Source organism: Flavobacterium sp., assembly GCF_040402835.1.
GTDB lineage: Bacteria > Bacteroidota > Bacteroidia > Flavobacteriales > Flavobacteriaceae > Flavobacterium.
Genome location: NZ_JBBALW010000004.1, coordinates 51430 through 69948, shown reverse-complemented (window position 1 = coordinate 69948; position 18519 = coordinate 51430). Strand labels below are relative to the sequence as shown.

15 protein-coding genes are annotated in these 18519 nt (G+C 33.7%); 6 read left to right on the top strand and 9 right to left on the bottom strand.

Annotation, left to right across the window (positions count from 1 at the left end; genetic code table 11):
* Positions 1-23: 23 nt before the first annotated feature.
* The 3 genes from AC9UEH_RS02580 to AC9UEH_RS02570 form a co-directional block, all read right to left on the bottom strand.
* Positions 24-2573 (bottom strand): sodium-translocating pyrophosphatase, encoded by a 2550-nt coding sequence (locus AC9UEH_RS02580; RefSeq protein ID WP_509528117.1) that lies wholly within the window; start codon positions 2571-2573, stop codon positions 24-26.
* A 111-nt stretch (positions 2574-2684) separates the two neighbouring features.
* Complete coding sequence (locus AC9UEH_RS02575; protein WP_509528115.1) at positions 2685-3209, bottom strand: inorganic diphosphatase; 525 nt, start codon at positions 3207-3209, stop codon at positions 2685-2687.
* 589 nt (positions 3210-3798) lie between these two features.
* On the bottom strand, positions 3799-5457 hold the full coding sequence (locus tag AC9UEH_RS02570; protein ID WP_509528114.1) for a phospholipase D-like domain-containing protein: 1659 nt from the start codon (positions 5455-5457) through the stop codon (positions 3799-3801).
* Between the two features lie 348 nt (positions 5458-5805).
* Here AC9UEH_RS02570 and AC9UEH_RS02565 point away from each other — a divergent pair, with 348 nt between their 5' ends.
* A complete protein-coding gene (locus tag AC9UEH_RS02565) occupies positions 5806-5937 on the top strand; it encodes a hypothetical protein (protein ID WP_509528113.1) in 132 nt (43 codons plus the stop codon).
* 29 nt (positions 5938-5966) lie between these two features.
* Here AC9UEH_RS02565 and AC9UEH_RS02560 read toward each other — a convergent pair whose 3' ends face one another.
* Both AC9UEH_RS02560 and AC9UEH_RS02555 read right to left on the bottom strand, forming a co-directional pair.
* Positions 5967-8459, bottom strand: a complete 2493-nt coding sequence (locus AC9UEH_RS02560; RefSeq protein ID WP_509528111.1) for a DUF5686 and carboxypeptidase-like regulatory domain-containing protein — start codon at positions 8457-8459, stop codon at positions 5967-5969.
* A 115-nt stretch (positions 8460-8574) separates the two neighbouring features.
* Positions 8575-9555, bottom strand: a complete 981-nt coding sequence (locus AC9UEH_RS02555) for a pyruvate dehydrogenase complex E1 component subunit beta (protein ID WP_509528109.1) — start codon at positions 9553-9555, stop codon at positions 8575-8577.
* A gap of 268 nt (positions 9556-9823) precedes the next feature.
* Here AC9UEH_RS02555 and AC9UEH_RS02550 point away from each other — a divergent pair, with 268 nt between their 5' ends.
* From AC9UEH_RS02550 to AC9UEH_RS02530, 5 genes are all read left to right on the top strand, one after another.
* On the top strand, positions 9824-10570 hold the full coding sequence (locus AC9UEH_RS02550) for an electron transfer flavoprotein subunit beta/FixA family protein (RefSeq protein ID WP_509528108.1): 747 nt from the start codon (positions 9824-9826) through the stop codon (positions 10568-10570).
* 123 nt (positions 10571-10693) lie between these two features.
* Entirely contained in the window at positions 10694-11659 is a 966-nt protein-coding gene (locus AC9UEH_RS02545; protein ID WP_509528107.1) for an electron transfer flavoprotein subunit alpha/FixB family protein, read from the top strand.
* A gap of 122 nt (positions 11660-11781) precedes the next feature.
* Complete coding sequence (locus AC9UEH_RS02540) at positions 11782-12405, top strand: bifunctional nuclease family protein (RefSeq protein ID WP_509528105.1); 624 nt, start codon at positions 11782-11784, stop codon at positions 12403-12405.
* 41 nt (positions 12406-12446) lie between these two features.
* Positions 12447-13730: a metal-dependent hydrolase family protein gene (locus tag AC9UEH_RS02535; RefSeq protein WP_509528103.1), complete on the top strand. Its 1284-nt coding sequence runs from the start codon at positions 12447-12449 to the stop codon at positions 13728-13730.
* A 53-nt stretch (positions 13731-13783) separates the two neighbouring features.
* Positions 13784-14608, top strand: coding sequence for a thymidylate synthase (locus AC9UEH_RS02530; protein WP_509528102.1), 825 nt, complete (start codon positions 13784-13786; stop codon positions 14606-14608).
* 2 nt (positions 14609-14610) lie between these two features.
* Here AC9UEH_RS02530 and AC9UEH_RS02525 read toward each other — a convergent pair whose 3' ends face one another.
* The 4 genes from AC9UEH_RS02525 to AC9UEH_RS02510 are packed head-to-tail and all read right to left on the bottom strand — an operon-like array spanning position 14611 to position 18415.
* Entirely contained in the window at positions 14611-15537 is a 927-nt protein-coding gene (locus AC9UEH_RS02525; RefSeq protein WP_509528100.1) for a carbohydrate kinase family protein, read from the bottom strand.
* Entirely contained in the window at positions 15538-16713 is a 1176-nt protein-coding gene (locus tag AC9UEH_RS02520) for a glucosidase family protein (RefSeq protein ID WP_509528098.1), read from the bottom strand.
* Positions 16713-18098: an MFS transporter gene (locus AC9UEH_RS02515; protein ID WP_509528097.1), complete on the bottom strand. Its 1386-nt coding sequence runs from the start codon at positions 18096-18098 to the stop codon at positions 16713-16715. The genes AC9UEH_RS02520 and AC9UEH_RS02515 overlap by 1 nt, the downstream gene beginning before the upstream one ends.
* Positions 18095-18415 carry a glutaredoxin family protein gene (locus AC9UEH_RS02510; protein WP_509528095.1) on the bottom strand — a complete coding sequence of 107 codons (321 nt, stop codon included), beginning with the start codon at positions 18413-18415 and terminating at the stop codon, positions 18095-18097. Before AC9UEH_RS02510 ends, AC9UEH_RS02515 begins: the two co-directional genes overlap by 4 nt.
* Positions 18416-18519 lie beyond the last annotated feature (104 nt).

Below are 18519 nucleotides of genomic sequence, written 5' to 3'. Positions count from 1 at the left end.
ACTTTGAAAAGGATATTTAAAATCTATTTCAAAGCTTCAACTTTCGCTTTAACTTCTTCTAATGAACCTTCAAATACTTGAACATTCGTATTTCCTTTATCGGAGGTTATAACGGTTGCTTTTGCTTTTCCGTTGGTATTCGTTACTTCAACTTTTACTATTTTGGAATTACCTTTTTTAGCACAACATTCCATTTTTTCCTGAGAAGCTATGAATTTTCCAGCGGCATCATAATGCGAAAGACACATTTCTTTTTGCTCAGGAGAACATTTTAAACTGTCGCACATTGAAGCACATTCGGCTGCCGTCATTTCAGCACATTTGCTCATATCGCATTTGCCCATCATAGCTCCTTCTGCACATTCCATTTTTTGTACCGACACAATTGAAGTTTCGTGCGTTCCATTTCCTAAAATTGGTGCAATTACCAATCCTATCAAACAAGTCAATTTAATTAAAATGTTCATTGAAGGTCCTGAAGTATCCTTGAATGGATCTCCAACAGTATCTCCAGTTACAGCTGCTTTGTGCGCGTCTGAACCTTTGTATGTCATTTCACCATTAATTAGAACTCCTGCTTCAAAAGATTTTTTAGCATTGTCCCAAGCTCCACCAGCATTGTTTTGGAAAACAGCCCAAAGCACACCAGAAACGGTAACTCCAGCCATATAACCCCCTAACATTTCAGCAATTAATTGGTTGTTATCAGAATAAATTAATTTGCCTAAAAGTACGATTGCGATTGGAAAACCAATAGTCAAAACTCCAGGTAACATCATTTCGCGTAAAGCGGCTTTTGTAGAAATATCAACACATTTCGCATATTCAGGTTTCCCTGTACCTTCCATAATTCCTGGAATTTCTCTAAACTGACGACGTACTTCATACACCATATCCATTGCAGCTTTTCCCACAGAATTCATTGCTAATGCAGAGAAAACTACTGGTATCATTCCGCCCACGAATAGCATTGCTAAAACGGGTGCTTTGAAAATATTGATTCCGTCGATTCCTGTAAACGTTACATAGGCCGCAAATAAAGCCAATGAAGTTAATGCCGCCGAAGCGATTGCAAAACCTTTTCCTGTGGCGGCAGTTGTATTTCCAACTGAATCTAAAATATCTGTACGGGTACGAACTTCTTTAGGCAATTCACTCATTTCAGCAATTCCACCAGCATTGTCGGATATTGGTCCGAAAGCATCGATTGCTAATTGCATCGCTGTTGTAGCCATCATTGCTGAAGCTGCTAAAGCCACACCATAAAATCCTGCAAATGCATAAGAAGACCAAATTGCTGCTGCAAATAAAAGTACGGTTGGGAACGTAGAAATCATTCCTGTTGCCAAACCTGCAATGACATTGGTTCCTGCTCCTGTTGAAGATTTTTGAACAATTGCCATAACTGGTTTTGTGCCTAATCCGGTGTAATATTCTGTTACAGATGAAATGGTAGCTCCAACAACTAATCCTACGATTGTAGCATAGAAAACCCTCATTGAAGAAATATCTTTAATTCCTTCTCCGAAGAAACTCATTTTCATTGTTTCAGGCAACATATATTTTACTAAAACATAACAAGCAATTGCTGTTAATGCAATAGAAATCCAGTTTCCAATGTTTAATGCTTTTTGAACTTGTGCTTCTTTAGCATTGTCATCCGATATTTTTACAACCATAGTTCCGATGATAGAGAATAAAATTCCGAAACCAGCAATTGCCATTGGTAATAAAATTGGTCCAATTCCACCGAAAGCGTCTTGAATGTTTCCACCCATATCTTTAATCACATAGTTTCCAAGAACCATTGCAGCAAGAACAGTTGCTACGTATGAACCAAATAAATCGGCACCCATTCCAGCAACATCACCTACGTTGTCACCAACATTATCTGCAATTGTAGCAGGATTTCTTGGATCATCTTCTGGAATACCCGCTTCCACTTTACCCACTAAATCAGCTCCAACATCGGCAGCTTTAGTATAAATACCCCCACCAACACGAGCAAACAATGCGATAGATTCTGCTCCAAGAGAGAAACCAGCTAATGTTTCCAAGACCTTGGTCATATCTTCTGTAGAAGTCCAAACGCCACCCATAAATAAATTATATAAGATAATGAAGAAACCTGTTAAACCTAAAACGGCTAAACCAGCAACTCCCAATCCCATTACTGTTCCACCACCAAAAGAAACTTTTAAGGCTTGTGGCAAACTTGTACGAGCCGCTTGAGTTGTTCTTACATTGGTTTTTGTTGCAATTTTCATTCCCATATTTCCAGCGAAAGCAGAGAAGAAGGCACCAAAAACAAAAGCTACTACTATTAATATATTAGTTGTTTGGAATACAAATGACATTCCAGCCAAAACAATACTTGCTATAACAACAAATATTGCTAATAATCTGTATTCTGCTTTAAGAAAAGCTAATGCTCCTTCATATATATAATCTGAAATTTCTTTCATTTTACCATCTCCAGCATCTTGTTTTAAAACCCAGCTTCTTTTGATTAACATAAACGTTAATCCGATTAACGCCATCACTATTGGCACATAAATCATCAATGATTCCATATTCTACTTATTGGTTACTAAATAATTGGTTGCAAATGTAACAAAACCTTAACAAATAAAAAAGCACTATTCCGTTTAGAATAGTGCTTTTTTGAATATTTGATATTTTTATTACTTTATACTGAAGAGTCCGTCGGTTTTATTCTCTATTTTTTCGAATCTCTCAATGCATTCCTCTATAATTTGATTGGCTCTATGAACGTCGCCCCAACCGCCAACATCTACTTTTTTATTTTCCAAATCTTTATATACTTGGAAGAAATGTTCAATTTCTTTTAGTAAATGCGGATTCATATCTGATAAATCTTCTAGTTTATTCCAATTTGGATCTGAAATGGGAACGCAAAGAATTTTGTCATCGGACCCTTTGTCGTCTGCCATAAAGAAAACACCAATTGGCTTCACTTCCATTACGCAACCCGGAAAAGTAGGTTCGGTTACTAAAACCAAAACGTCTAATGGATCTCCGTCCAATGCAAGGGTTTCAGGTATAAATCCGTAATCGGAAGGATACATCATCGAAGAAAACAACATTCTGTCGTACCTGATTTTCTTTAAATCGAAATCATATTCGTATTTATTTCTGCTTCCTTTGGGAATTTCGATTAAAACATCGAATGTTTTTGGATTTGCCATTGTATTTTATTTTAACTTTTATTCAGATTGTAAAATTAAAGAAAGAAAAATAAGTTTTGTCACAAAAAACGGTTGTGTATTTGATATTAATTCGATAGAAAAAACAGGGATTTGGTTTTTTTAATGCGTATTTTTTGTAATAGTATTAAACCCTTGTGAAATACTATAAGTAAAGTCAAAAATTTTATCGCTATTCGAAAATAATAGAGCTAAACGGACTAATGTTATTCCTATAGTAGTTAAAAATTGATAGAGATGAAAATATGGAATTTAAGTATAAACTTAAGTAAATTCAAAGTCGTTTTGGGGAATTAAGAAGCAGTTGATTTAATAAAGAAGATACTCTTGTAAATGGCTTAGGAAGATCAGAAAAATTATTCTAACTCAATTATGCTAGCTTTAGTTTAGTGCTATAAAATTGGCATCTATTTAGATAAAATATCCAGATAATAAAACTAAATGACAAAAGAGAAGTAAGTGAATTCAAATATGGCTTAGCTTGCTTTTCAAAATTTCTTTTAATAGGATTCAAATCTTGGAGAACTACCTAACTATCTTTTTGTTATCTCCTTAAAATGCTATAGACAAACTAATCTTTTATAATTTTAAAATGTTGTACACTTCCTGCGATATTTGCTTCAATAAAATATATTCCTCTTGGTTGGTTACTAATATCTATTGTGTTTTGAGCAAATGAGTCATACCTTGTAGTTATAATTTTTTCTCCTAAAATATTATACATAATAACTTCTAAATGATCGATAGTTTGATTTGCAAAAAGGTATAGCAATCCATGATTTGGATTTGGATATATTTTTAATAAACCATCGTGATAGGTTGAGGTAGTTGTTGATAGAGAAGGGGTAATTATCCCTCCGGCAAGCTGAAAAAGGTATGCAAAAGCCTGATAGTATTGATTGGTAATATTGGCATCATGAACTATTAAGGTGTTTTCGTCATTTTTAGTTTCTGCAGAAGTACTCCAATTGTGTGATCCCACTAGCACTAATGGGTCTGAAGCAGAATTATAATTATCTACCACCATAAATTTATGGTGCATAATACCAGTACCATTGTATACCTTAGCATGATTTGCTGGTAAGGCAGATTGTAATGTCACTAACTGATTTCCAGTTGGATTATTAATATCAACTAAAACATTACTGTTAACACCCCCATTATATTTTGAAATAATTGCACTACTACAATCTGTGCGAGTCAAATCCATTACAGCGACTTCTATATCTGTATTTGCTGAATTAATAGCAGAAATTATTTTTGCAGTAGTCCCATCTGATGGACTAAAATAGTTTTGAACTGTTTTACCTCCAATAATGAAATTATGAGGTGTATTGTCTGTTTTGTATGGTCCAAATTTTGAATTAGTGCTATTTGGTGTTAAAGTAGAACTGCCCCACATTTCCTCAAACTCAATTTTATATGCAAGAGCTAACGATTGGTCTTGAAGTATAATGACATTATTTTTATCTGGACCATTAATTTGAGCAGAAGTCCAATTTGTAGATCCAGTCCAAACGTATGGAAGATTAGCATCGGTATTGTTAGCATCAAAAATAACAAATTTATTGTGCATGATTCCATATGAAGAAGAGGTTGGACTAGTAAGTCTTGGAATTGCACTGTTTAGTAAAGCAATCATTGTATTGCTGGTACTTCCGTTGTAGATAACTCTTACTTGTACCCCTCTGGCATAAGCTGCATTAATTGCTCCTGCGATACCGGTTGTGGAAGAAGGAGAATAGGAATCATATATTGCTATATCCATTGTCGCTACACAATTATTTATATATGTAATAAGCATGTTTACAATAGTATTTGACAAATTTATTGCTTGCTGGGTTTGTGCAAAAGAGATGTCTACAGGATGGTTGAAATATACCGTTATAGTTCCTGTAGAAGCTGATTTAGCGGCAATATAAGTAGTTAAAAGAGTTGAAGATTTGTTGTTATTTAAGATATATTCTATTTTGTATAAATCGGATGGATGAACTTCATCAAGTGAGAGAATTAATGGGTAATCGGTTTTTTTTACTACCATTTTTTCATTATTTGTAATTAAATTAATTACTTTAATGTACGACGGAATATTTGTTTTGTCAAATTCCAATTCTATTTTAGAAGGATAATAATGAACTGTAAAATCATTTTCTTTAGTAATTTCCTGACTAAAAATATAGGTTGGTGTAACAAAAAGCATTGCAAAAACAAGTAATTTAAATGACTTCATATTTTTGTTTAAAAGTATGACGTTTAAATATTATGAAAACAATTTTATTCTTAAGATTGATTTAATATTCTTGCTGTGTGAAATTAAATTTTTTGATTTCGTTGCTATTTATTCGACTAACTCATTTACGTTTTACTCCATTCAATATCTAAATAAACACTCTGGTTTTAGCAAAAATTCACGTTTTTGAAGCCATTAAAAAAATTTAGAATTTTTGGTTCTAATTCGTTAACGGTCAAATAACCTTTTGGTTTTGGGAAAAAAAGTCACTTTGATACTTTATAACAATACAAGGGGCTTGACAAATTATAGTTTTAAACCACCGATTTATCTTACACTTAAATGTAAATGAATACTAAAAACGTTTTTAGCCCAGATAGAAATGGAAAGCCCGGAATGAAAAAAGTTAGTTTTTCTTGCCGAAAAAGAGCGACGGAAGGAAGCTCATTTTTAGGCTTAAAAAAACAACTTTTTGAATGAGGACTTGTAATGAATAGCTGGAATAGCTTCTAAAAATAGATTCCAAACGAGCCTTTTATTCCAAAATTATTGGTTTGAGGAGTTATATATGAACCTCTCCAACTGAATTCAATTTTGAAAACTTTATAGATATTTCCAATTCCTGCATTGTATTCCCAATACACATTTTCTGGAGCTCTATAGATTATTCCTGAGGCGTTTAAAGCTCTACTATCCTCAGAAATTGTTCCGTATGCCCCTCTAAAGCCTATTGTTTCTCTCCAATTTAATTTTCTAAAATAAGGTATTCTAGCAAAAATTCGACCCCCAAAATTGTGCTCCAGCTGAAGTGTTGCATATTGATCGGCTTCAAATTCGTAGAAATTTAAAAGGTTGAAGGTATTTCTAATGGAGAAATAAGTTTGGTTTCCAGGAATAATACTCATCAGTCCCAAGGGCACGGCGCCAAAGGTTTTTCCTAACTCAATAGTTGAGTTTAACACTCCCAGTGGGCCAATAATAACAGGTTGTTTATAATACAGTTGTACTTTTTTATAATCAAAATCACTGCCTAAAAACCCTTTTATTCCTTGGCTAAAGTTGACATAAAATCTAGGATAAGGACTGCTCACTATTTGTCGTTCAACGGCATATCCTACTGTTTTTCTTCCAGGAGTATAATCAATTTGGAAATTAACTTCCGATTGTTTTAAGTCGGCTCTTGTAATTCCACCATTTCCAAAAGCATCTGGCAAAGTGGTGTAATAGTCCAATTTGAATTCTGGCGAAGCGGAAACTAAAGTTCTGTAAGAAAATCCAGCTAATAAAGTCACATTTTTAATTGGTTCTAGTTCAACGGCAAATGAACTAAAATTTACATTAGTTAATTTACCATTATTGCCACCTGCGAATAATGATGACGAAGCAAAACTACGTCCTAAAACATCATTAGAAGTGGTAAGGCTTGCGCCAATTTGTTCCACATCACGTCTTGTTCCACCTTCAATAATAAATCGGTTGTTTCGATTTAAAAGCCATTTTCCAGAAACTCCATATTTGAATTTATTATCTTTAAACCCATAGGCTGTGTACGCTTGAATTCTCCAAGGGTCATTGCGTCCAAAATAAGTTCGCCCACCCACACGCAATCGAAATCCTTCCACATTATTATAACCTACAGTAGATAAAACAGGTCCATAATCAATAATTCCATAATTATAATAGCCACTTCCTAATATTGTAATAACATTATATAATTGCTTAAATTTTCGATTAGTTTGTAAAGTATCAAGCATTTTATATATACCTTTTTCATCTTTATTTAAGTTTTCAAAACGATTTTCTTCCCAAAATTCATCTGGTTTAGTAAATATAGATTCCTCTTTATCAAAAGTTTCTTCTTTGTAAAAATCAGCTGGTTTATTTATGTTAAATTGATGATTTCTATAAAGGCTAGTACGTTTGCCATACATACCTCTAGAAGTTTCTTTTTTGCTTAAAGCAAAATCGGTCATCATGTAATCTCTAGTTAATAAGAAAATCGAATCGTTCAAAACCTCAAATTCTTGTTCTATATAAATATCCTTTACCCAGTTGATATTAGCACTTTTTGTAGATGCCATATTGATGTTTTTGACGGAATAGGTAGAGTCGTTAACCCAAAAATCCCCTTTAAACGTCAATTCGTTTTTTCGTCTTGGATAGAATACAATATTATAACACCATTTTTTGTCAATAAATGAACTGTCTCTTAATACATAATTGTAAACATCGATTCCTGTTCTTGATAGCGGGCTTGTAAAACTCTTATCGAAGAAATTAAGATAATTATTATAGATATCATTCTCATTATATAGGTCTTTGATAAATTCAATGATTTGCTGATTCGTATTAAATCCTGAATTTTTGTTGGCTTTCAGTATTTCTTTGACTTTCCCACGCACATTATCGCCGTATACATTAGAAAGAGCCTCGTTAATAAAAATTGGCAAATAGGTTTTTCCTGTAACATTGGAGGTATCAACCTGTTTGAAAATAAATTCCATTCCCTTGAAAATTTTACTTTTCATAAAAGCACTGTCAATGGTATTCATATCAAATTCCAATTTTTCGTATTTTTCCATTTGGTATTGATTGAACTGACGCAAACCATTTTTACGTCTGTGTTCCCAAATTTTTCTAAGAATATCTATTGCGGGATTGTTTTTTTTTGAGGTTTTTCCGGAATAAATTACCACTGCATTCAATTTTACTCCATCACTAATTTTTATTTTAAAATCAAAATTGACCGCTTTAGGCAAGGTAACTTCTTTGGTTTCAAAGCCTGCAAAAGAAACTACAATAACTTTATATGTACGTTGCGATTCTAAGTAAAAACGTCCGTCTTCATTGGTCACAACCCCTTCGATTGTTCCTTTGAAAACAACATTTGCATACGGGACTGGGTGATTTTCATTGTCAACAACCATGCCACTTACTTTAGTTTGAGCAAAAGTAAATCCTGTTAATAAAGTTAATATGATTGTAAATAATGTGTGTTTCATAAGTCAAAAAAAACTTCATCAAATAATATTGATGAATTTCAAATTTTGTAATTTTTAGTTTTACGGACTGTTAAATTTACAATTGCATAAATTTTCAAGAATTTATGTTTATAATTTATTTTTTGTACATCACTTTTTTCACCGCTTTTACTACGTCGCCTGCATTTGGCAACCATTCTTTCAACAATGTTGGAGAATAAGGCGCTGGTGTATCGGCAGTTGTAATTCTTTGAACTGGAGCATCTAAGAAATCAAATGCACGTTCTTGAACAATATATGTAATTTCTGAAGCAACACTTGCAAAAGGCCACGCTTCTTCAAGAACTACTAATCTATTTGTTTTTTTAACGGACGTTAATATCGTTTCATAATCTAAGGGACGCACCGTTCTCAAATCTATAATTTCGCAAGAAATTCCTTCTTTTGCTAATTCGTCAGCAGCGATATGAGCCTCTTTGATAATTTTTCCAAAAGAAACAATTGTTACATCAGAACCTTCTCTTTTAATATCGGCAACTCCAAGAGGAATGATATAATCGCCATCTGGAACTTCTCCTTTGTCGCCATACATTTGCTCCGATTCCATGAAAATTACAGGATCATTATCACGAATTGCAGCTTTCAATAATCCTTTTGCATCATAAACCGTTGATGGAACTACCACTTTTAATCCTGGTGTATTGGCGAACCAACTTTCAAAAGCCTGTGAATGTGTTGCTCCAAGTTGACCCGCAGAGGCTGTAGGACCTCTAAAAACCATTGCCATTGGAAATTGTCCCGCCGACATTTGACGCATTTTTGCTGCGTTGTTTATTATTTGGTCAATTCCTACTAAAGAGAAATTGAACGTCATATATTCTACAATTGGACGACAACCATTCATTGCAGAACCAACAGCAATTCCAGCAAAGCCAAGTTCGGCAATTGGCGTATCAATAACACGTTTTTCGCCAAATTCAGCTAACATTCCTTTCGAAGCTTTGTAGGCACCGTTGTATTCGGCAACCTCTTCACCCATTAAATATACTGATTCATCACGACGCATTTCCTCACTCATCGCTTCACAAATGGCTTCTCTAAATTGTATAGTTCTCATCTATTTATATATTTTTTTTTAATTTTCTAATGCAAAAATAAAAATTTAATACCACTTATTTGCATAAATTTCTTTTAAATTATTTGGAGCTATTTCCTGCTTTCCACTTTATCCCCGCAAAGGGCGGGGGATGCCGTTGCAATCAGGGCTACGAAATCGATATAGTATTGAAATTTTTATTAAAAATATTATGCGTGCATAGTAAAATAAATGAAAATTAATTAGTAATTTAGTGCCCTGAAAAAACACTGTTTAAAACATACAAAAAATGAAAATATTAGTTTGCATCAGCCACGTTCCTGATACTACTTCAAAAATTAATTTTACAAATGGCGATTCTGAATTTGACACCAATGGCGTTCAATTTGTAATTAATCCAAATGATGAATTTGGTTTAACGCGTGCCATTTGGTTTCAAGAACAACAAGGAGCAACGGTTACAGTTGTAAATGTTGGCGGCCCAGAAACCGAGCCAACTTTAAGAAAGGCATTAGCGATTGGAGCTAACGAAGCAATTCGTATTAATGCCAATCCAACCGACGGATTTTTTGTTGCAAAACAATTAGCCGAAGTCATTAAAAATGGCGGTTACGATTTGATTATTGCAGGAAAAGAATCCTTAGATTATAATGGAGGAATGGTTCCGGGAATGGTAGCAGGATTATTGGGATATAACTTCCTAAATTCTTGCGTGAGCCTTACCTTTGAAGGAAATTCTGCGACAGCATCAAGAGAAATCGATGGTGGAAAAGAAACTGTTTCCACTTCTTTACCTTTAATTATAGGAGGACAAAAAGGATTGGTTGAAGAAAAAGATTTGCGTATTCCAAATATGAGAGGCATTATGACAGCAAGAACTAAAGTACTTAGTATTTTAGAACCTGTTGCAGCTTCATCAGAAACAAAAGCAATAAAATTTGAAAAACCAGCACCAAGATCAGCGGTGAAATTAGTAAGTGCCGATAATTTGGACGAATTAATAAATTTATTACACAACGAGGCTAAAGTTATCTAAAAAAAGCCTCCCCTAACCCCTCCGAAGGAGGGGAACTAGAAACAAATAAAAACAAAGTAACATTCTCGTTCTGGCACCCTCTCCTTTGGAGAGGGCTGGGGAGAGGAAAAATCTAAAATTATTATGTCAATATTAATTTACGCAGAATCTGCAGAAGGAAAATTTAAAAAAGTAGCATTCGAATTGGCTTCTTATGCTAAAAAAGTAGCGGAATCATTAGGGACAACTGTAACGGCAATTACTATAAATGCTGGTGATGTTTCTGAATTATCAAATTATGGAGTCGATAAAGTTTTGAAAGTAAACAACGATAAATTATCAGGGTTTACAGCAAAAGCTTATGCAGATGTCATCAAACAAGCGGCACAAAAAGAAAATGCACAAATTATAGTATTGTCATCAACAACTGATAGTTTGTATTTGGCGCCTTTAGTTTCTGTGGCGTTAGAAGCTGGTTTCGCTTCCAATGTTGTTGGGCTTCCGGTGAGCATTTCGCCATTTCAAGTAAAAAGAGCTGCATTTTCAAACAAAGCTTTCAATACAACTGAAATAGCAACCGCTATAAAAGTATTGAGTATTTCAAAAAATTCGTATGGAATTTTCGAAAATGCTTCCTCATTAACACAAGAAGATTTCAATCCAACAATTGACGATGCTGATTTTGGAGTGAAAGTAGTTTCAGTTGAAAAAGCATCGGGAAAAGTTACCATTGCCGACGCAGATATTGTAGTTTCTGCTGGTCGAGGATTAAAAGGTCCTGAAAATTGGGGAATGATTGAAGAATTAGCCTCGGTTTTAGGAGCTGCAACTGCTTGTTCAAAACCAGTTTCCGATTTGGGTTGGAGATCTCACGGAGAACACGTTGGGCAAACAGGAAAACCCGTTGCGGCAAATTTATATATTGCTATTGGAATTTCTGGAGCCATACAACACATTGCTGGGATTAATTCTTCAAAAGTGAAAGTAGTAATAAATACAGATGCCGAAGCACCTTTTTTCAAAGTTGCAGATTATGGCGTTGTAGGTGATGCATTTGAAATCGTACCTAAATTAATCGAAAAATTAAAAGCTTTCAAAGCCAATAATTAAATCGTTTAAAACACTAAAAAATACAAGGTTGTCTGAATAAATTATTTATTTAGACAACCTTTTTTGGTTTTATAACCGCATTTTCTTTGTAACTTTATACAATACATTGTACTTTTGCAACTATGAGCTTAGTAAAACTATCAATAAAAGGAATTTCATATAGTCAAACTCAAAATGGCGCTTACGCCTTGATTTTGAACGAAGTAGATGGCGATCGAAAACTTCCAATTGTAATTGGGGCTTTCGAAGCACAATCTATTGCCATTGCTTTAGAAAAAGAAATCAAACCCCCTCGCCCACTCACGCACGATTTATTTAAAAATTTCGCGGAGCGTTTTGATATTGTTGTCAAACAAATTATCATTCATAAATTAGTTGACGGTGTTTTTTATTCGAGTATTATTTGCGAAAGAGACAAAATTGAAGAAATTATTGATGCCCGAACTTCCGATGCAATTGCTTTGGCTTTGCGTTTCAACGCACCAATATTTACCTATAAAAACATACTAGATAAAGCGGGAATTTATTTAAAAAACAATTTATTAGACAACGACAGAAGTTCTCAAGAAATTGATGATGTTTTGTCAAATCCAGATACTTTTGGAATTGAAGATAAAGCGGCTTCCGGAAGCATTTATTCCAAAAATAGCATGACGGAATTAACAGATTTGTTAGATGCCGCTGTAGAAAAAGAAGATTATCGTGAAGCAGCAAAAATTAGAGACGAAATTTCAAAAAGAGAATAAACAACCCCTTTTCAAAAAATTTAATATATTAATTACCAATTATGAAAACAAAACACCTCCTTAATCTACTAATTGTATTTGTTTGTCAAATTTCATTTTCTCAAGATTATTATTTGCATTGTGGTACCATCGTTGATACTAAAAATGGTGCGGAATTGAAAAATAAAACACTAGTTATTTCAAAAAACAAAATTATAAAAATTGAAAACGGTTTCATTTCCAAAGCTAAAGATGAAGATATTGAAATTAATCTTAAAAATAAATATATCCTCCCGGGACTAATTGACCTCCATGTTCACATTGAAGGCGAATACGACAGCCACAGTTACATCTCAAAATATGTCGATAATGAAGCAGATATTGCTTTCCGATCAGTTCATTCAGCAGAAATAACACTACTTTCAGGATTTACAACCGTACGTGATTTAGGGGGAACTGGTGTTAATATTTCTTTACGAAATGCAATTAACAAAGGAATCATTAAAGGACCCAGAATTTATACGGCCGGTAAATCAATTGCCACAACAGGAGGCCATGCCGACCCTACAAATGGCAGTAATAGAAAGTTTGCTGGCGATCCAGGACCTCTTGAAGGGGTGATAAACTCTCCTGAAGATGCTGTAAAAGCTGTTCGGGAACGCTACAAAGAAGGAGCTGATGTTATAAAAATAACAGCTACTGGCGGAGTTCTTAGTGTAGCAAAAAATAGCAAAAATCCACAGTTTACAATAGATGAAATAAAAGCCATCACAACTACTGCAAAAGATTATAATATGCTCACAGCAGCTCATGCACATGGTGACGAAGGTATCCAAAGAGCTATATTAGGGGGCATTAAAACCATCGAACACGGTACTTACATGAGTGAAGAATCTATGGATCTAATGATAAAATACGATGCCTACTTGGTTCCAACTTTAACCGCTGGGAAAGAGGTTGAAAAAAATGCAGAAATAAGTGGTTTCTATCCTGAAATAGTGGTGCCAAAAGCAAGAGAAATAGGCCCTAAAATTCAAGCTACTTTTTCTAAAGCATATAAAAAAGGTGTTAAAATTGCTTTTGGGACCGATGCAGGAGTTTTCGCCCACGGAATCAATGCTAAAGAATTTACTTATATGGTTAATGGCGGCATGTCGCCTATTGAAGCCATTCAGGCAGCTACAACAACTAATGCTTTTCTCCTAGGAATTGATAATGAAGTAGGTCAGATAAAAGAGGGATTTTTAGCCGATATAATTGCAGTTAATGAAAATCCATTAGTCACTATAAGTACATTAGAAAATGTAATTTTTGTTATGAAAGACGGAGTGATTTACAAAAAATAAATCATAACACTTTGTCATAAAATCGAATTCAAACATATTAAAATAATCCGCTGATGAAGCAATATTTAGACTTAGTACAACACGTTTTAGATAACGGAACACAAAAAGGAGACCGCACAGGAACAGGAACAAAAAGCGTTTTTGGGTATCAAATGCGTTTCGATTTAAGTCAAGGTTTTCCGATGGTAACTACCAAAAAATTACATCTAAAATCTATTGTTTATGAGTTGCTTTGGTTTTTAAAAGGCGAAACAAATATTGAATATCTTCAAGAAAACGGCGTTAAAATTTGGGATGAATGGGCAAATGAATCAGGCGATTTAGGTCCAGTTTATGGACACCAATGGCGCAATTGGAACAGTGAAGAAATTGACCAAATTACAGAATTAATAGGCACTTTAAAAACCAATCCAAACAGTCGTAGAATGTTAGTTTCGGCCTGGAATCCGAGTGTTTTGCCAGATACTACAAAATCTTTTGCAGAGAATGTAGCCAATGGAAAAGTAGCTTTGCCACCGTGCCACGCCTTTTTTCAATTTTATGTTTCTGAAGGTAAATTATCATGTCAATTGTATCAAAGAAGCGCCGATATATTTTTGGGAGTTCCTTTTAACATTGCTTCCTACGCTTTATTTACAATGATGATTGCACAAGTTTGTGATTTAGAAGTTGGCGAATTCATCCATACTTTTGGAGATGCTCATATTTATAATAATCATTTTGAACAAATCGAATTACAACTTTCGAGAGACGTAAAAGAATTGCCCAAAATGATATTAAATCCTGAAATAAAAAATATTTTTGATTTCAAATTTGAAGATTTTACTCTAGAAGGATACGATCCTCATCCATTAATTCGCGGAACTGTAGCGGTTTAAATCTACATTAATTCTGAAACAATGTCTCTATTATCAGGCAAAGAACCAATGTTTTGAAGCTTGATGCTTGCCAATTTTTGAGCAATCGTAATGCATTCTTCAAAACGCTTGCTTTTTAATATTGCAAATAAAAATCCTGCCCAAAACGCATCCCCCGCACCGGTTACGTCTTTAATTTCTTCCAATTGAAGTGCTTTTTGAAAAAAAATCCCTTGCTTTTTATCTGATAATTTTACACCATCTTTTCCCTTTGTTAAACAAACGGTCGAAACTCCTAGATTATGGAAATAATCAAAAATAAATTCATCGGATTTAGTTTCTTCAAATAATCTAAAACAATCATCATCACTAAGTTTAACTAATGGATCTAAAGCCAAATATTCAACTAAAGTCGCATATGCTTCTGTTCGACTATCCCAAATTTTTTCAGAAAAATTAATGTCAATGCTCAATTGAAGCCCTAATTCTTTAGCTATTTTAGCGCTATTTAAAATAGTAGTTCGTGCTGGTTCTTTGCTCAAAGCAAAACAAGTAGTGTGGAAAATTTTTGCATTTTCTAACAATTCAAGTGGCAGCTGCTCTTCTAAAATTTCGCAGTCTGCATGTCGGAAAGGGATAAATTCTGGCGTTTCTTTTGATTTAGAAATAAATATTACGGAAGATGGTTGTGTGATTGATTTTCTAAAATGAGTGGTATTCACTTTATTAGATTCTAAATTATCTACTATAAAATCCCCTAAACCGTCATTCCCACCTGTTGCTACAAGTGCCACATTCAATCCAAGACGGGTAGCATTAACTGCTACATTTGTAGGAGAACCGCCTAAAAAACGTTGAAAGTTTTTAGTATTTTCAATTGTACTGAGTTCGTGACCTATGAAGTCGATAATAACTTCGCCAACACAAATTATGTCTATTAAAGTTTTCAATTAAGATAAAAATTTAAAATTAGTATGTATATTTTGATGCAAGAAAACGGCTGCGGCTGCACTCCAAGCGCAAAAGGCAACTCCGTTAGGCTTTGAAGTTTTAGTATTGAAATTTTCAAAAAAACTAAAATTCTCTTTTTCGTTCGCACTATTAATTGAATATAAAACTTGCGTTGCATTTTCTCTTTGATTTTTCGATAGCAAAGCCAAGCCATAAAAACCATTCACCATTGCCCAACTTCCGCCATTATGAAATTCATAAGGATAATTACGAAACTCATATTTGCAGTTGTTTTTCAACAAATTCCAATCTAAATCGGATTCTTGAATTGGCGGCCAAAAAGCAGGAATTAGCTTTAAGCTGGTTTTATTTTTAATAGTTTCAAAAGACTTTAAAATTTTATTTTGAAAGCCATCAGAACCAATATTTAGTAGTAGAACTAAAGCATTTGCGAAAGCATCGAACTGCGTTTTATATCCAGCTGGCGAAAAGGAACACGGCATAAAACCTTTAAATTCTACTTCTTTATAGGCTCTTTCGTGATATTTAGGAAAAGTTTCATTTGGAGTGAAATTGACTACAATTTGATGTTCTGTCTTTTGAATTTTAGAAGTAATTTCATCGCTTTTTTTGAAGTAATTATAACTTCTCAAAGCCCAAACCCTCAATAATTGATCGTATAAAACATATCCATCCGTAATATATTCGTCAGCCCAATTTCCAGAAAGTGGCACATAAACCAAATGCTGGTTGTTAAATTCCCAAGCTTCTAAAAGGCGTAAACATTTTTGAATATTGGAATCATATTTTGAAACAAAAGAACTGTCTTTTTTGTAATATGCAAATTGACAAATTCCAATTACAAACCAAGTAACAGCGTCAACACGACCTGCTAAACCGCCATAACTTACTTGTGTTTCGTTTTCAGTAACCAAAACATTAGAAGGAATTGTGCCGTTTTTGTGTTGATTATTGGCTAATGTTTCCAATGTTTTTTCGAAAGTATGTATTAATTTTTCATCGCCTGATGCCAAAGCAGCCAAACCACAAATCACACCGTCACGAGCCCAAACTCTTTTGTAATTTGACGTATTTTCTGCGCTTGCAAGAAATCCATCAGAAGACGAACATCTTTGAAGCAATTCTATCGCTTTGTTATAACTTATATTCTCCATTAGTCAATACTTTCTTTTTGCTTATTTACTGTAATAAAAAGCGTGAAAACTCCACCAAGAATGAGGAACAATCCTCCCAATCGAATTACATTTATAGGGTTTTTACCCAATAAATCAAAGACAAAATATTGCATTGTGACAATTTGTATAATCATTGGAATCACAATAAACATATTAAAAATACCCATATAAATTCCGATTTTACCTTTTGGAATTGAGCCTGCTAAAAGTTGGTACGGCATTGCTAACATTGAAGCCCAAGCAGTTCCTAAACCAAATGAATACAAATATATGGTGCTTGTTTTAATTGCATTTCCGAAAGGGTTCCACATCATAAAAAGGGTCGTTTCATTATTCAAATATGGAATAGCGAGTAAGCCTATACCGCCCAATGTTAATGCAACAAAATGAACTCCTTTTGCACCAATTTTGTGTGCCCATGGAATTAATGCAAAAGCAATCATAAAACAAATAATATTGTACGTTCCGTTCAAATTTCCTGTCAACATTTGCGCTTTTGCATAGCCGGAAGTAGTTGCATCGGAAGTATTGAAAAGTGAAATTGATAATGCTCCAGTAATATATTGCCAGTAACAAAACATGGCATACCAAGTAAAAAACTTTACTGGAATGAGTTGCTTCATTGTTAACGGCATTTCTAAAAAGGCATTTTTTATGTCTTTATAAATACGATATAAAATAGTTCCTTTACTTTTTTCGATTTCCATTTCCCCCAATTCCTCAGCTGTTGGCGGAAATTCTTTTGTGGATAAAACAGTAACCAAAATGGAAATTATTGCCGCAAAAGAACCTATGAAAAATGCCCAATAGGTGTAGGTTGGAATTCCGTTATTCATTTTATCTGTAATAGCAAGAAATCCGAAAGAAACTAAAATTGCAGGTGTGAAATTGGATAAAGTACTTCCTAATCCTGTAAAAAAACTTTGCATTAAAAACCCAATTGAGAATTGCTTACTCGGTAATTTATCGGCTACAAAGGCGCGATAGGGTTCCATTGCGATGTTATTTGCAGCGTCTAAAATCCAAAGTAAACTGGCTGCCATAAAAATTGAACTTGAGAATGGCATTGCAATTAATGCAACACTTGAAATTAAAGCGCCTATTAAAAAGAAGGGTTTTCTGCGTCCGAATTTTGGCGACCATGTTCCGTCACTTATTGCTCCAATAATAGGTTGTAAAAACAAACCAGTTATTGGACCAGCAAGCCAAAGCATTGGTAAACTTGCTTCGTCAGCACCCAAATATTTATAAATAGCACTCATATTACTTTGTTGCAAACCAAAGCTAAATTGGATTCCAAAAAACCCGAAATTCATATTCCAGATTTGCCAAAAATTGAGTTTTACTTTATTTAAATTTGTCATTTTACTATTTTAATTAAGAAGTCATTAAAGTCGGCATTATTAGTAAATATTTCTCCATATTTATCAATAACTGGGATTCCTAAATTATTAGTGCTAATATTTGCATTTTTTAACTTAGAAAGCATTTCACTAAGTGCCACTTTATCGGTGTCAATATCGTAAAAAACAAAATCTATTTTATTTTCAATTAATTTTTGTTTTGTAGCGATGCAAAAATGGCAATCTGAACTTCCATAAATAAAGATTGTTTTTTTTGTTTTTTCGATACTTTTTTCAGATTTTACAATTGCTTGAGCGTTCAAATTGAATTGAGACATTATTAGAAAAAACAAAAATAAGAAAGTTAATTTTTTCATATTCAAATAGAAATAATATTAAAAACAATTCCCATACTATAAAAGTACAGGAATTGCTCTAACAA